10 protein-coding genes are annotated in these 14,193 nt (G+C 65.6%); 4 read left to right on the top strand and 6 right to left on the bottom strand.

The window, feature by feature from the left end; all coding sequences use genetic code 11:
* Window positions 1–134: 134 nt before the first annotated feature.
* The 3 genes from CLAM6_RS14610 to CLAM6_RS14620 all read left to right on the top strand — a co-directional run bounded on the left by CLAM6_RS14610 (window position 135) and on the right by CLAM6_RS14620 (window position 5,237).
* Window positions 135–1,421, top strand: a complete 1,287-nt coding sequence (locus CLAM6_RS14610) for an efflux RND transporter periplasmic adaptor subunit (protein ID WP_153636494.1) — start codon at window positions 135–137, stop codon at window positions 1,419–1,421.
* Complete coding sequence (locus tag CLAM6_RS14615; protein WP_153636495.1) at window positions 1,418–4,612, top strand: efflux RND transporter permease subunit; 3,195 nt, start codon at window positions 1,418–1,420, stop codon at window positions 4,610–4,612. The genes CLAM6_RS14610 and CLAM6_RS14615 overlap by 4 nt, the downstream gene beginning before the upstream one ends.
* 214 nt (window positions 4,613–4,826) lie before the next feature.
* Entirely contained in the window at window positions 4,827–5,237 is a 411-nt protein-coding gene (locus tag CLAM6_RS14620; protein WP_054555691.1) for a hypothetical protein, read from the top strand.
* Between the two features lie 123 nt (window positions 5,238–5,360).
* Here CLAM6_RS14620 and CLAM6_RS14625 read toward each other — a convergent pair whose 3' ends face one another.
* The 5 genes from CLAM6_RS14625 to CLAM6_RS14645 all read right to left on the bottom strand — a co-directional run bounded on the left by CLAM6_RS14625 (window position 5,361) and on the right by CLAM6_RS14645 (window position 11,285).
* Window positions 5,361–5,975, bottom strand: a complete 615-nt coding sequence (locus tag CLAM6_RS14625; protein ID WP_153636496.1) for a nucleotidyltransferase family protein — start codon at window positions 5,973–5,975, stop codon at window positions 5,361–5,363.
* Window positions 5,976–6,007: 32 nt separating this feature from the next.
* The gene (locus tag CLAM6_RS14630) at window positions 6,008–7,033 is read right to left on the bottom strand and encodes an XdhC family protein (protein WP_153636497.1); all 1,026 of its coding nucleotides are present in this window, start codon (window positions 7,031–7,033) and stop codon (window positions 6,008–6,010) included.
* A gap of 103 nt (window positions 7,034–7,136) precedes the next feature.
* Complete coding sequence (locus CLAM6_RS14635) at window positions 7,137–9,521, bottom strand: xanthine dehydrogenase family protein molybdopterin-binding subunit (protein WP_153636498.1); 2,385 nt, start codon at window positions 9,519–9,521, stop codon at window positions 7,137–7,139.
* On the bottom strand, window positions 9,508–10,101 hold the full coding sequence (locus tag CLAM6_RS14640) for a (2Fe-2S)-binding protein (protein WP_064503317.1): 594 nt from the start codon (window positions 10,099–10,101) through the stop codon (window positions 9,508–9,510). The genes CLAM6_RS14635 and CLAM6_RS14640 overlap by 14 nt, the downstream gene beginning before the upstream one ends.
* 479 nt (window positions 10,102–10,580) lie before the next feature.
* Entirely contained in the window at window positions 10,581–11,285 is a 705-nt protein-coding gene (locus CLAM6_RS14645; protein WP_153636499.1) for a glutamine amidotransferase-related protein, read from the bottom strand.
* Between the two features lie 218 nt (window positions 11,286–11,503).
* On the opposite strand from CLAM6_RS14645, the gene CLAM6_RS14650 reads away from it, so the two are divergent.
* Window positions 11,504–12,694, top strand: a complete 1,191-nt coding sequence (locus CLAM6_RS14650) for an MFS transporter (protein ID WP_107336046.1) — start codon at window positions 11,504–11,506, stop codon at window positions 12,692–12,694.
* A gap of 118 nt (window positions 12,695–12,812) precedes the next feature.
* Here the strand turns inward: CLAM6_RS14650 and astB are convergent, their stop codons facing one another.
* The gene (gene astB, locus CLAM6_RS14655; RefSeq protein WP_153636500.1) at window positions 12,813–14,159 is read right to left on the bottom strand and encodes an N-succinylarginine dihydrolase; all 1,347 of its coding nucleotides are present in this window, start codon (window positions 14,157–14,159) and stop codon (window positions 12,813–12,815) included.
* Window positions 14,160–14,193: the final 34 nt, after the last annotated feature.

Below are 14,193 nucleotides of genomic sequence, written 5' to 3' on the forward strand. Positions count from 1 at the left end.
GCAGCAGTCAGCCAGCGCGCCATCTGCACAATTGGTGCATATTCAGAATCAAAGCGGTGTGCTCCAAGGGGCTTATCCGTCGCAGGCCGGCTCTCTAGGATGCCGAGCCAACTATCCTGCAACGGAAAATTCCCATGTCGAGACTGAACTTACGTCCGGCGCGCCTTTCTCGTATCGCTTCTTCCCTGCTACTGACCCTTGGCGGCCTTCTGGCGCTCAGTGCCTGCAGCGAGGGCAACAGTGAAGAAAACGGCAACGCGCAACAGACTCCCCCGACGATGGAAGTCGTCGCCGCCCAGTCGCAGCCGGTCGCGGCCTGGCACACCTACACCACACGTCTGGAATCTCCCCAGCGCGTGCAACTGCGCCCACGCGTGAGCGGCGAAGTCGAAGAAGTGCTGTTCACCGAAGGCAGTCAGGTAAGCGCCGGCACGCCGCTGGTGCGCCTTGATCAACGCCCCTTCAAGGCCGAGGTACAGCGTCTGGAAGCGGAAGTCGCACGCATCAAGGCCGAACTGGCCAATGCCCGCAGCGAGTCCGGTCGCGCCGCCAGTCTGGTCAAGCGCCACCTGATCTCGCGCGAGGAAGCCGATTCGCGCAGCACTACCGCCACCGGCTTGAATGCACAGCTCAAGGGCGCCATCGCCCAGCTCGAGCGTGCCCGTCTGGATCTGGACTACGCCACCATCCGCGCCCCGATCGACGGCCGCCTGTCCAATGCGCGCATCACGCGTGGCAACACCGTGCAGGCTGGCCAGAGCGTGCTGACCACGCTGGTCGAGACCCGCCAGCTGGACGCCTATATCGATATCAGCGAGCTGACCTGGAACCAGGACTTCGCGAACGTCAGCGCCGATGACCACCTGCCGGTCGAACTGCAGCTGGCCGGTCAGCAGGATTTCCCCTTCCACGGTGAGCTCGACTTCATCGACAACAGCGTCGATATCGATACCGGCACCCTGCGGATCGGCACCACCTTCAGCGCCGATGATGCCGCCCTGCGTCCGGGCGCCTTTGCACGCCTGCGTCTCGCCTCGCCCGAGATCCGTGATGCCGTGCTGATTCCGGAACGCGCCATCGGCACCGATCTGGACCGTCAGTTCGTGCTGGTGGTCGCCGAGGACAACACCCTCGCCTACCGCGGCATCACCACCGGCCCGCGCTTCGGCCCGCTGCGTGCCGTCACCGATGGCCTGGCCGCCGGTGACCGCGTGCTGGCCGCGGGGCCTGCCAAGGCAGGTCCGGGCATGCCGATCACCCCCAAGCTGGTCGAGATGCCCGATGACGGTGCCCTCAAGGCACTCGCCGCGCGTATCTCGCGCCTGCAGCAGCAGACCGCCCAGCCGCTGGATCAGGACAACGATCAGGACGCCGCGACACTGGCCGAGGCTGACCGTCAGGCAGCCGGAGGCCGTTCGTGAATATCTCCAGCTTCTTCATCAAGCGCCCGGTCTTCGCCGCGGTGCTGTCGATCCTGACCGTCATCTCCGGGATGCTGTCGCTGTTCCAGCTGCCCATCTCCGAGTATCCGGAAGTCGTGCCGCCCACAGTGGTGGTGCGCGCCAACTACCCGGGTGCCAACCCCGAAGTCATCGGTGCCACCGTCGCCACGCCGCTGGAGCAGGAAATCACCGGCGTCGAAAGCATGCTGTACATGGACTCCCAGGCGACCTCCGACGGCAACCTGACCCTGACGGTGACCTTCGCGCTGGGCACTGACCTGGACAAGGCCCAGGTGCAGGTGCAGAACCGTGTGGCCCGCGCCACGCCGCGCCTGCCGCAGGAGGTGCAGCAGCTCGGCATCACCACCGAGAAGGCCTCGCCCAACCTGACGATGGTGGTCCACCTGACCTCCCCGGATGGCCGCTATGACCAGCTGTGGCTGTCCAACTACGCGCGCCTGAACCTGAAGGACAATCTCGCCCGTCTCGAGGGGGTCGGCGACGTGCAGCTGTTCGGTGCCGGCGAGTACTCGATGCGCGTGTGGCTCGACCCGGACGCCGTGGCGGCGCGGGGCCTGTCTGCCGGTGACGTGATCAGTGCGCTGCGTGCGCAGAACCAGCAGGTCGCCGCCGGCTCCGTCGGTGCCCAGCCCTCGCCTGACGACAACCAGTTCCAGCGCCTGCTCAATGTGCGGGGCCGCCTGGAGAGCGCCGAGGAATTCGAGAACATCGTCATCCGTGTCGATGAAGATGGCCGCCTGACACGCCTGAAGGATGTGGCGCGTGTCGAACTGGGCGCCGACAGCTATTCGCTGCGCGCGCAGCTGGATGGCAAGGACGCCGTGGCGATGCCGATCTTCCAGCGTCCCGGCTCGAATGCCATCGCGCTGTCGGATTCCGTGCGCGAGAGCATGAGCGAGATGTCCGAGGCCTTCCCGGATGGCGTCAGCTACGACATCGTCTACGACCCGACGGTCTTCGTGCGTGGCTCCATCGAGGCGGTCATCGACACCCTGTTCGAGGCCATCCTGCTGGTCGTGATCGTGGTGATCCTGTTCCTGCAGACCTGGCGGGCCTCGATCATTCCGCTGATCGCGGTGCCGGTCTCGCTGATCGGGACGTTTGCGGTCATGCAGCTGATGGGCGTGTCGATCAATACGCTGTCGCTGTTCGGACTGGTGCTCGCCATCGGTATCGTCGTCGATGACGCCATCGTGGTGGTGGAGAATGTCGAGCGCAACATCGAGCTGGGTCACTCGCCCATCGAGGCCACCCAGATCGCCATGCGTGAGGTGACCGGCCCGATCATCGCCATCGCGCTGGTGCTGACGGCGGTGTTCGTTCCGACGGCCTTCATCAGCGGCCTGAGCGGTCAGTTCTACAAGCAGTTCGCGCTGACCATCACCATCTCGACGCTGATCTCGGCCTTCAACTCGCTGACGCTGTCACCGGCGCTGTCGGCTCTGCTGCTCAAGCCCCACGGTGCCAAGCCTGACTGGCTGACCCGCGTCATCGATGGCCTGTTCGGTCGCTGGCTGTTCGCGCCGTTCAACCGCGCCTTCAGTGCGATGGCCAACGGCTATACCGGCCTGATCAAGAAGCTGCTGCGCTTCGGTGTCATCGTCGGCCTGCTGTATGTCGTACTGCTCGGCGCCACCGGCAAGCTGTTCGACAGCGTGCCCGGCGGCTTCATCCCGGGGCAGGACAAGCAGTACCTGGTCGCGATGGCCCAGCTGCCGGACGCCGCCAGCCTCGACCGCACCTCCGAGGTCATCGACGAGATGCAGGCACTGGCGCTGGACACACCGGGCGTGGCGCACACCGTGGCCTTCCCGGGGCTCTCCGTGAACGGCTTCGTCAATGCCTCCAACTCCGGCATCGTGTTCGCGACCCTGGCGGACTTCGATGAGCGACAGTCGCCAGAGCTTTCCGGTCAGGCGATCGCCGCTCAGCTGAACCAGAAATTCGCGGGGATCGACGAGGCCTTCGTCGCCGTCTTCCCGCCGCCGCCGATTCTGGGCCTGGGCACTACGGGTGGCTTCAAGTTGCAGCTGCAGGACCGTGGCAACAAGGGCTTCGATGAGCTGTTCTCCGCCGTGCAGACCATCACCGCCAAGGGCAACGCTGACCCGCGTCTGAGCAGTGTCTACTCCAGCTTCCGCATCCAGGTGCCGCAGTACGACATCGATCTGGATCGCGAGCAGGCGATGATAATGGGCGTGCCGGTGGAACGTGCCTTCGAGACTCTGCAGGTGTACATGGGCTCGCTGTACGTCAATGACTTCAACCGCTTCGGGCGTACCTATCAGGTGCGCGCCCAGGCCGAGCAGTCGGCGCGTCTCGACCCGGATGACATCCGCAACCTCAAGGTGCGCAGCGACAACGGCCGCATGATTCCGCTGGGCAGCTTCGTCAAGGTGACACCGACCACCGGCCCGGACCGCGTGATGCACTACAACACCTTCGTCAGCGCCGATATCAACGGCTCGCCGGCGCCGGGCGTCTCCAGTGATCAGGCCAAGGCCGCCATCGAGGAAGTGCTGGCCGGCAACCTGCCACAGGGCATCGGCTACGAGTGGACGGAGGTGACCTACCAGCAGGTACTGGCCGGCAACACCATGATCTACATCTTCCCGCTGGTGGTATTGCTGGTATTCCTGGTGCTGGCCGCCCAGTACGAGAGCTGGTCGCTGCCGCTGGCGATCATCCTGATCGTGCCGATGACACTGCTGTCGGCGCTGGCCGGTGTCTGGCTGACGGGGGGCGACAACAACATCTTCACGCGCATCGGCTTGATCGTGCTGGTAGCGCTGGCGTGCAAGAACGCGATCCTGCTGGTCGAGTTCGCTCGTGAGCAGCAGCATGCTGGCCAGAGTCGTCTGGACGCCGTGCTGACGGCCTGTCGCCTGCGTCTGCGTCCCATCCTGATGACGTCGGTGGCCTTCACCGCGGGCGTGGTGCCTCTGGTACTGGCCACTGGTGCCGGCAGCGAGATGCGCCAGGCGATGGGCGTGGCGGTGTTCTCCGGCATGATCGGCGTCACCGTATTCGGTCTGCTGCTGACACCGCTGTTCTATGTCGGTATCCGCCGCCTGGTCGAGAAACGTGAATCGCATCAGGACGCTGTCACGCCGGGCAGCCATTCCGAGTCAGGCCGCCGCATTCATTGATACGACCATTGATACGGCCACTGAGCCATCCACTGATACGACCACTCTCCCGAGAGATCGAGAACAGGCAAACGCCACGGGGCGTCGCGGCTTCGGCAACCGCTGAAGCATTGACTCCCCGTTGGCAACACTGCCATTCCGTTCGTGCCATGTTTACTGCTCACGACTCTCGGCATAATGCCCATCAATATTTACCCACTCGGGAGCAGGTGCCATGTACGCCGATACCTTCAATGATCTGGCCCTCGAGGCCGAACTCGAAAACTTCGCGCACCGCTGGTTCTCCATGCTCAACCGCATGGCGCCTGCTATCGAACTGGCGGAACTGCTGGGCGAGGAGGCTTCCATCCAGCTGCTGGATGAAACCCTGACCGGCAGCGAGTACCTGGCCAACTGGGAGCAGCGTCGCAGCGAGCTGCTGGTCAATGGCCATGCACTCGGCTGGGTGCGTGCCCAGCGCAACAGCCTCGACAGCGCCACCCTGCGCATGGGCGGTGAGCACCGCGCCGCCATGCGCGATGGCAGCGTATTGCACACGCATTTCGACGCCGAGTGGGTGCTCGACCTGAGCTGGGGCGAGCCGCGCATCCAGAGCATCAAGCTGCTGGATATGCGCACGCTGTAACGCGATACGCAGACAGCAAAAGGCCCCGTCACTTAATGGTGACGGGGCTTTTTGCTGTCTGGAGAGGCCTGTTTCCAGCGCACGCGGTTCCTCGGCCTCAGTCATTCAGTTTCAGTTTCTGTCTCAGCCCCTGAGCTCCAGCATCGCTGGCGTGTCGATATCGTGATGGATACCGGCATCACCGACTGCCACCTCACGCAGCGCCTCGCGATGTCGCGCGATCATCTCGCGCGCGCCCTCGCCGCCCTCAAGCGCCGCAAGCTCTGCCCACAGCGTCCGCCCGAACAGCACCGGATGCCCGGGGCCGCCCTCGCCTTCAAGCCTCGGTCGCACGATATGCACGCCATCGGCCTGGGCCTCGGCCCGAAGGACATGAAAGGTCTGCGCCGTGATCTGCGCCATGTCCGCCAGCCATACCGCCGCCACCTGCACATGTGCCAATCCAGCCTCATCACTGAGCTGACGGAAGGCATCGCCGAGACTGGCACCGAGTCCATTGCCCGCCTGCGGCGCACGCCAGAACCGCCCGGCATGCTCACGCGCGAAGTCATCTCCCAGCAGTGCGGCGGGATCATCGTCCTCACGCAGCAGCAGACGCCAGTCCACCTCACAGGACATGACCCGCGCAAGCGTCGCCATCAGCAGTGTCTGGCCATTTCCCAGACGCGCCTGACGCTTGTCACTGCCGAAGCGGCGACTCTGCCCCGCGGCCATGACCAGAATGATCGACTCATTCATGGGCGACCTCTCTGCCTGCCCCCTGAGCGCCTTCACAGGCTCTCGCGAGCGCGGCCACGGCGGATGCGCACGATATCGGCCATCACCGCCAGCGCGATCTCGGCCGGTGTCTTGCTGCCCAGATTCAGCCCGATCGGCATCACGATGCGCGCGATCTCCTCGGCGCTGAGTCCACCGCTGCGCGCCAGCCGTTCGGCACGCGCCGTTGAGGTACGCAGCGAGCCCATCACGCCGATATAGAACGCGGGCTGGCGTACCGCCTCGATCATCGCCAGGTCATCGATACGCGGGTCGTGGGTCAGCGCGACCACGGCGGTGGCGGCATGACAGCCGCCGGCGGCGATGAAGCGTGACGGCAGCTCGCGGCGCAGGCTGACGCCCTCGAGCGGTGCCTTGCGGGCATCCCAGTCGGCCAGCACTTCCTCGCGTGGCTCGCAGATGATCACCTCGAAGCCGAGGCTGACGGCGAAGGCGGCGCAGGCTTCCGCCACCGGCGAGAGGCCCGCCAGCAGCAGACGCGCCACCGGCCCGACCCGCAGCTGATAGCCGCACGCCTCACCCGCGTGGCCCTTGAGTGGCTCGACCCGCTCCCCCAGCCCGCTGTCGTGCTGAAGCGTACGCGCGCCATCCCCCTCCAGCATCACGTGCCGCAGACGCGGCGTCTGGCCCTCGAGCGCCGCGCGCAACGCCTCGAGATGCGCGATGTCTGCGTCACAGGCCGTGAAGCGCTCGACCAGTACGTCGAGAATGCCGCCACACGGCAAGGCGATCCCCGCGCCCTGGTGGCCGCCCTCGCCATAGCGGATCACCTGGGCGGGCGCGGTGAATTCCCCGTCAGCCAGGCGCGCCAGAAAGTCTTCCTCGACACAGCCGCCGGACAGCGAGCCACGATGCTGCCCATCGGCGCGCGCCACCAGCCAGGTACCCGGCTCACGCGGTGAGGAGCCGAAGGTGGCCAGCACCGTGCACAGCCAGATCGGGCGCGCGGATGGCTCGCCATCTGCGGGTGCCAGCCAGTCGATCGCCTGATGGATCACTTCAAGATCAAGGTGTTGCATCAATAATCTCTCATATCAGAAGCCTGCGCGCGGTCTGAAGACACGAAACCCGCCACCCGGGCATGCCGGAGTGGCGGGTATCAGAGGCATTCACCGGTGAGGATCAGGCCTCGCTGAGCGCGGCCTTGAGCGCCGCCGGACGCATCGGCAGGTCACGCAGGCGCACGCCGACCGCATGCTGAATGGCGTTGGCGATCGCCGGTGCGACCACCGTGGTGCCCGGCTCGCCGAGACCGACCGGCATCTCGGTGCTGTCGACGAATTCGAGATCCATCTGCGGCACCTGATGCATGCGCAGCGGCTGGTAGGCGCCCAGATTCTGCGCCACCGGGCCGCCCTCACGGTATTCGGTGCCTTCGTGCATCGCCATCGAGACGCCCCACAGGAGCGAGCCTTCCAGCTGTGCCATGGCACCATCCGGATGCGCCAGCGTTCCGGCATCGACCACGCTGGTCAGCTTCTCGAGCTTGACCTCGCCGGTGGCGCGATCGACCTTGACCCGTGCCACACAGGCCACCCAGGTCGGCATGCTGCGTTCCTGACCGAAGCTCAGTGCCACACCCATGCCGGTGTCTGCCGGCAGGCTGTCGCGCTCGCTCCAGCCGGACTTCTCCATCACGCGCTTGAGCACGTTGCGCAGACGCTCGGCGCCGCCGGTACTGACCGGCGCCTTGCCGGCATTGCGGCCTTCGGCGTCCAGCAGTGCGAGACGGAATTCGGCCGGGTCCTGCTCGGCGGCCAGCGCCAGCTCATCGATATGCTGTTCGACCGCCCACAGCGTCCAGCCCGGTGCGACGGAGCGCAGGTAGCCGGGCACGAAGGCCTCGTGAGCGACCTTGTTCTGCTGCGCCCAGACACGCTGGGTGCCGACGTTGTACCAATGGTCCGCGCCGCTGATGGAGAAGGAATCCAGCTTGCCACCACCTTCGATGGCTTCTGCCATGAAGGCCGGCATCAAGGCTGCCGTCGGCCAGCCGGCGGCGGCGGCGTGCTCGGAGGCCACGACACGCCCCTCGGCATCGAGACCGGAACGCAGACGCTGCACCGAGGGCGAGCGCACGCAATCGAAGCGGCTGTCATCGGGGCGCGTGAAGATCATCTTCACCGGACGCCCCACGGCCTTGGAGGCCAGCGCTGCCGGCACGGCGTAGTCACCGTGCAGACGACGCCCGAAACCACCGCCCAGATACAGCTGGTGATGGGTGACCTTGCCTTCCTCGAGCTCCAGCGCCTTGGTGACCAGTGAGGTCAGCAGGGACTGCTGCTGGTTGCCGCAGTGGATGTGCCAGTGGCCATCTTCTTCGTAGGCCAGCGCATTGGCCGGTTCCAGCGTGAAGTGCAGCACGCTTGAGGTGGTGAAGGTGGATTCCACCGTGGTGGCGGCATTCTCGAGCAGCGGCGCAGGGTCGCCCTGATCCACCAGCAGCGAGCCATTGTCGCGGCTCGGCGAGCTGACCAGACGCTGGCCCTCGGCCTGGATCGCCGTCTCGTCGACCTGATAGCTGTCGCCCTTGCTCCACTCGACCTTGAGCAGGTCGGTGGCGCGCATGGCCGCCGAGAAGTTGTCGGCGATGACCGCAAGCCAGCCCTGACAGATGCCGGACGGGTCCTTGAGTTCGATGGTCTGGCGATAGCCGATGACCTTGCGGGCCTCGCTGTCATCGACGGCGGTGACCTTGCAGCCGAAGCGGCTCGGCGGCATCACCGGACGCGCATGCAATGTCTTGCCGACACGCGCCTCGATATCTTCCGGCAGGGTGTAGTCGATGCCGTAGACGGCCTGACCGTTGGTCTTGGGCGGCACGTCCAGCGCGTTGCCTTTGGTGCCCAGCACGCGACGCTCGGAGGCCGGCTTGAGCTCGATGGCCGCAAGCTCCTCCTCGGAGAAGCTGCGCTCCAGCCCCGCCGCGACGATCTCGCCATACCCCAGCGACTGATCGCCACTGATGACGCGTCCCTTGCGCGCCTTGCAGCTCTCGACCGCCACGCCCATCTGCTGAGCGCCCGCCTCGATCAGCGCGATACGCCCCGCCGCGCCGGCCTGTGACAGCGGCTGGTAGCTCTGGTGAACCGACCAGCTGCCGCCGGTGATCATGTAGCCCCACTTGGGAGCGCTGTCGACGTAATCGACCTTGACGCTGTCCCAGTCGGCCTCCAGCTCCTCGACCACCAGACGTGCGAGGCTGGTGGCGACGTGCTGGCCCATCTCGGACTTGGTGATATGCACGGTGACGGTGCCATCAGTGGCGATGGCGTACCACATGGTCGGCTCGAAGGCCCCGGCGGACAGCGTCTCGCTGGCCGAACCCTTGCCGTCTGCCCCGGCAGCCAGCGCCGCGCCGGACACGCCGAAGGCCAGCATGGTGGAACCCGCCACACTGCCGATCAGGAAGCCACGCCGCGTGATACCGCCGCGGCTCGAGGAAGTCTTGTGCGCGGCAGCAAGCTCGCGCTGATGCGCGGCCAGCTTGTCATCAAACCTTGCCATGAGACGTCTCCTCGACAGCAGAATGGGATACGGTGCCTGCCGTGGCACGCGGATCGAAGGTGCCGACGCCGGCAGTCGCGGCCGTGGCGTCGGTCTGCTGACCGCTCACCTGGCTGGTGGCACGCTCATTGGCGATGGTGGCGGCACGCTTCACTGCGCGATGGATGCGCACGTAGGCCATGCAGCGACACAGGTTGCCGGCCATGGCGGCGGTGACCTGCTCATCGGTGGGGTCTGGCGTATTCTTGAGGAAGTCGGCGGCCTGCATGATCTGGCCGGACTGGCAGTAACCGCACTGCGGCACCTGCTCCTCGACCCAGGCCTGCTGCAGCGGGTGGTCATCGTTCTCGGCCAGCCCCTCGATGGTGACGATGTCACCACCTTCGGCGGCCAGAACCGGCAGGACACAGGTACGCGCCGCTGTGCCGTTCAGGTGCACGGTACAGGCGCCGCACTGGGCGATGCCGCAACCGAACTTGGTGCCGGTCAGACCCAGGTGCTCACGCAGCACCCATAACAGCGGGGTTTGCGGATCGACCTCGAGACTGACGGCCTTGCCGTTCAGAGTGAAGTTGGCCAAGGGGCTTCTCCTCAGGAGCATGAAGCAGGGACAGGATTGAGATACAGAGCTGGGATACAGAGCGGCGCGACGGCATGACTCAACATGGCGTCAGTAGACTGACGCTGCGTGTGTCCGGTGTCAGGGGGCGAACGGCACGTTGCATGTCGGGCAGGCTGCGCGATTGGCATACCCCGAATGGCGAAATTCTACAGGTCACGACTCAGCACCATGGTGCCAAACGGGAAACAGTGTAGTGTCGCGAGACCGGGGCATGTCACCAGGACGGGGTATGACACCCGCCATGGTAAACAGCGCATGTGACATGCATGACAGTATAGCGTTTCGCGGGGTGCGATCGGCAGTGGATTCCACGCAAGCCGGGCACGATTCGTCACCGATGCCTGCCGGCGCCTGATAGCTGACAGCCCCTGCCGGTTCCTGATGGCTGCTGCCGGTTCCTGATGGCTCGTGAAAAAGCGCCCTGCGCTGGTCAGGCCTCAACGCCAGTGGCGAATGAAGGCCAGCATCCATTGCGTCATCACGGCGCTGTCTGGTGCGACACTCAGGGAGGCTTCGCCCTCGCGCACGCGATGTTCGCCGATCTGTTCGCGACGCAACCTCATCAGGTCACGTGAATAGGCGGGGCTGAACTCCGGATGCCCCTGCACGCCGAGGCAGCTGCCCACCTCGATCAGATAGAAGGCGCAGAAGGCGCTGTCCGCCAGCACCCGGGCATCGGCAGGCAGGGCACTGACCTGATCCTGATGGCTGACGATGAGATCCAGCCCTGCTTGCGGCGGTTGCATCCAGGGGCGTCGCGCGCAGACACGATTGAACGACAGGCCGACACCCCAGCCGCGTGCATGTTTCTCCACCTCGCCCCCCAAGGCCCTGGCGATCACCTGATGGCCGAAGCAGACACCGACCAGCGGCAGCTTTGCCGCATGCACGCGCCGGACGAACTCACACAGTGTCGTGATCCAGGCGAGCCCATCATTGACGCCATGTTTTGACCCGGTGATCAGCCAGCCATCGCAGGCATCCAGCTGCTCGGGAAACTCGCCATCCAGGCAGCGCCAGACGCTGAGCCGGATATCCGGGTCGCTGCGCGTGAGCAGGGCCTGGAACATGGCGGGATAGTTGCCGTGCCGCTCGATGAGGGCCGGATTCACGTCATCGCATTGCAGCAGACCGATATGCATCACTACCTCCTGAGGTGGCGGGATCGACGACGTCCGCGCCACGACCGTACGTGACAAGCAACGACTGCGCTGTCGCTTCTGCTACCGTCGTTGACGTATTCGGGATGCGCCCATCCATGAGAATAAAGTGGAATATAGAGACCAAGGTCTCAAGGTGATCTTCCGCCCACAGGCAGTGGAGTCCGCAGCACAATGATAACGACAGGGGTGGGCCAGACATGCAACTGAACTGGAAGGCAGCGATCGCGTTGGCAGCGCTGATTCTCGCCATCAATACCGGCGCGCGGCAGGCCATGGGCTTCATGCTGCCACCGATGGCCAGCGAACTCACCTGGGGTATGGGGAGTCTGTCATTCGCGCTCGCCATCCAGAATCTGGTCTTCGGGCTGGCCGCACCCATCGCCAGCAAGCTGTCGGACCGCTTCGGCACGCTCAGCGTCTTCCTCGTCGGTAGCCTGTGCTACGCGGTCGGCATGGGCGTCACCGCCCTCTGGCCGACCCCGACGGTGTGGATGCTGGGTGCCGGCGTGCTGGCTGGCATCGGCATCGGGGCGACCACCTTTCCGCTGGTGCTGGCAGCCGTCACGCGCGTGGTCCCCATTCAGCATCGTGGCATCGGGCTGGGCATCGCCTCGGCCGGCGGCTCCTTCGGGCAGCTGATCTACTCGGTCGCGACCCCGATGCTGGTACTGATCGACTGGAAGATCGCCATGCTGGCTCTCGGCGCCAGCTGTCTGCTGCTGATTCCCATGGCGCTGCCCTTACTGCGTCGCCCGCCGGCCGGCAGTGAGGCACCGGCGGAGGATATCCCGAGCCAGGGTCCGCTGCTGCAGGACCGACGCTTTCTGGCGCTCGCCGGCGGCTTCTTCGTCTGCGGCGTGCACGTCGCCTTCATCGCCACCCACCTGCCCAATTTCGTGGTCGCCTGCGGCCTGCCCCTGAACGTGGCCGGCAACACGCTGGCGATCATCGGCGCGCTCAATATCGCCGGCACCATCCTGTTCGGTGCCTGGGGCGGCCGCCGTCACCCGCCGCAGCTGTTGATGCTGATCTATCTGTGCCGCGCCGCGCTGGTGATGGCGATGGTGGTCATCCCGCCCAGCAGCATGCTGCTCTACGCCTTCGGCGCGATCATGGGCATTCTGTGGCTGTCGACAGTGCCGCTGACCAGTCAGGCCGTCGCGCTCTACTTCGGTCAGAAGCGTCAGGCCTTCGTGTTCGGCATGGTGCTGGCCGCCCATCAGGTCGGTGCCTTCCTGGGGGCCTGGGGCGGTGGTGTGGTCTATCAGCTGACCGGCAGCTACGACCTGCTATGGATCTCCAGCGGCATCTTCGGTCTGCTGGCCGCCATCGTGCACTGGCCGGTGCGTCGCGAGCCCACGCGCGTGATTCAGCCACAGCTGGCCTGAGTCGCGCCACGGCATTCGCCTCTCACATTTCAGACTTCAGATCACCAATCCACAACGACACAGCCCCCACCGGCAAGACCGATGGGGGCTGTGTCGTTGTGGACTTCAGCAAGGGCGATCAGCGCTGGAAGGCGTAGACATTGCCGACCTTCAACAGCCGCGTCAGCTCATCCAGTGCCGTCAGTGTCTCCTCGGCCAGCTGCGGATCGGCGAGGTCTGCCGGTGTCAGGCTGTCACGGTAGTGACGCTTGACCCAGTCACCCAGCTCGGCGTGCAGCGTGTCGCTCATCATCACGCGCCCGGACAACGCGGCGCGCTCGGCGTCGCTGAGCACCACGCGCAGACGCAGACAGGCCGGGCCGCCGCCATTGCGCATGCTCTGCTTCACGTCCTTGACCAGCACTTCGCCGATCGGGTTCGGGCCGGCCAGAATCGCGTTCTGCAGCGCGTTCCACACCGCCTCGTTCTCCTGACACTCGCCCGGCACCACCAGCGTCATGCTGCCATCGTCGCTGGAGAGCAGCTGCGAGTTGAACAGATAGGACGACACGGCATCCTCGAGGCTGACGGCTTCCAATGGCACACGGATCGGGATCAGCGGCGTGGACAGCTTGGCGCGAATCTCGTCAAGCACCGCCTCTTCATCGCGGAAGGCCAGCTCGTGATAGAACAGCACCGGGCCATTGCCCACCGCGATCACATCGTTGTGGAAGACACCGGCATCGATGGCGTCCGGGTGCTGCTGGGCGAATACCACCTGACCTTCGCTCAGGCCATGCTGACGCGCGACGGCCTGACTGGCTTCCAGCGTCTGGCGCGCCGGATAGCGACGCGGTTCGACGCCATCACCGCCGAAGGCCTGGCGGCCATAGACATAGAGATGCACGCCCGGCCCGCCGTGGCCATCGCACAGCCGCGTATGGTTGGCGGCGCCCTCATCGGAGAAGGCCGGGGTCGCGGGCAGCGCGGGGTGATGCGCGAAGTGGCCATCGTCGGCGAAGATGGCGCCCAGGATGCGCCCGGTGGTCGCGGGCTCCAGGTAGCGGTGGAAGCTGGATTGCAGGTTGGCCGGCGTGAAATGCACGCGGCCATCACCACTGTCGCGTGACGGCGTGACGGTGGCGGCGTTGGCCGTCCACATGCTGGAGGCGGAACACACCGCGCGCAGAAGCTGCGGGGCCTGCTCGCTGGCCGCCTTCAACACCTGGGCGTTGCTGCCGGTGAAGCCTAAATCACGCAGTGCGCCAAGGTCCGGGCGCTGCTGCGGCAGCAGAATCCCCTGTGCATAACCCAGATCCGCCAGCGACTTCATCTTGTCGAGGCCCTGCAGCGCGGCTTCGCGCGGGTTGGAGGCCAGCCCGCCGTGGCGCATCGAGGCCACGTTGCCATGCGCCAGACCGGCGTAGTTGTGGGTCGGGCCGACCAGGCCATCGAAATTGATCTCTTGATACGGAGTATCGGACATGAAGGTCTCCTGCCACGACGCCTTGCCAGCTCAG

Source organism: Cobetia sp. AM6 (assembly GCF_009617955.1).
Lineage (GTDB): Bacteria > Pseudomonadota > Gammaproteobacteria > Pseudomonadales > Halomonadaceae > Cobetia > Cobetia amphilecti.

Bases quoted from the DNA above. Each gene is read 5' to 3' on its own strand.
- CLAM6_RS14610 (WP_153636494.1), top strand. From the start codon at position 135: ATGTCGAGACTGAACTTACGTCCGGCGCGCCTTTCTCGTATCGCTTCT.
- CLAM6_RS14620 (WP_054555691.1), top strand. From the start codon at position 4,827: ATGTACGCCGATACCTTCAATGATCTGGCCCTCGAGGCCGAACTCGAA.
- CLAM6_RS14625 (WP_153636496.1), bottom strand. From the start codon at position 5,975: ATGAATGAGTCGATCATTCTGGTCATGGCCGCGGGGCAGAGTCGCCGC.
- CLAM6_RS14630 (WP_153636497.1), bottom strand. From the start codon at position 7,033: ATGCAACACCTTGATCTTGAAGTGATCCATCAGGCGATCGACTGGCTG.
- CLAM6_RS14635 (WP_153636498.1), bottom strand. From the start codon at position 9,521: ATGGCAAGGTTTGATGACAAGCTGGCCGCGCATCAGCGCGAGCTTGCT.
- CLAM6_RS14645 (WP_153636499.1), bottom strand. From the start codon at position 11,285: ATGCATATCGGTCTGCTGCAATGCGATGACGTGAATCCGGCCCTCATC.
- CLAM6_RS14650 (WP_107336046.1), top strand. From the start codon at position 11,504: ATGCAACTGAACTGGAAGGCAGCGATCGCGTTGGCAGCGCTGATTCTC.
- astB (WP_153636500.1), bottom strand. From the start codon at position 14,159: ATGTCCGATACTCCGTATCAAGAGATCAATTTCGATGGCCTGGTCGGC.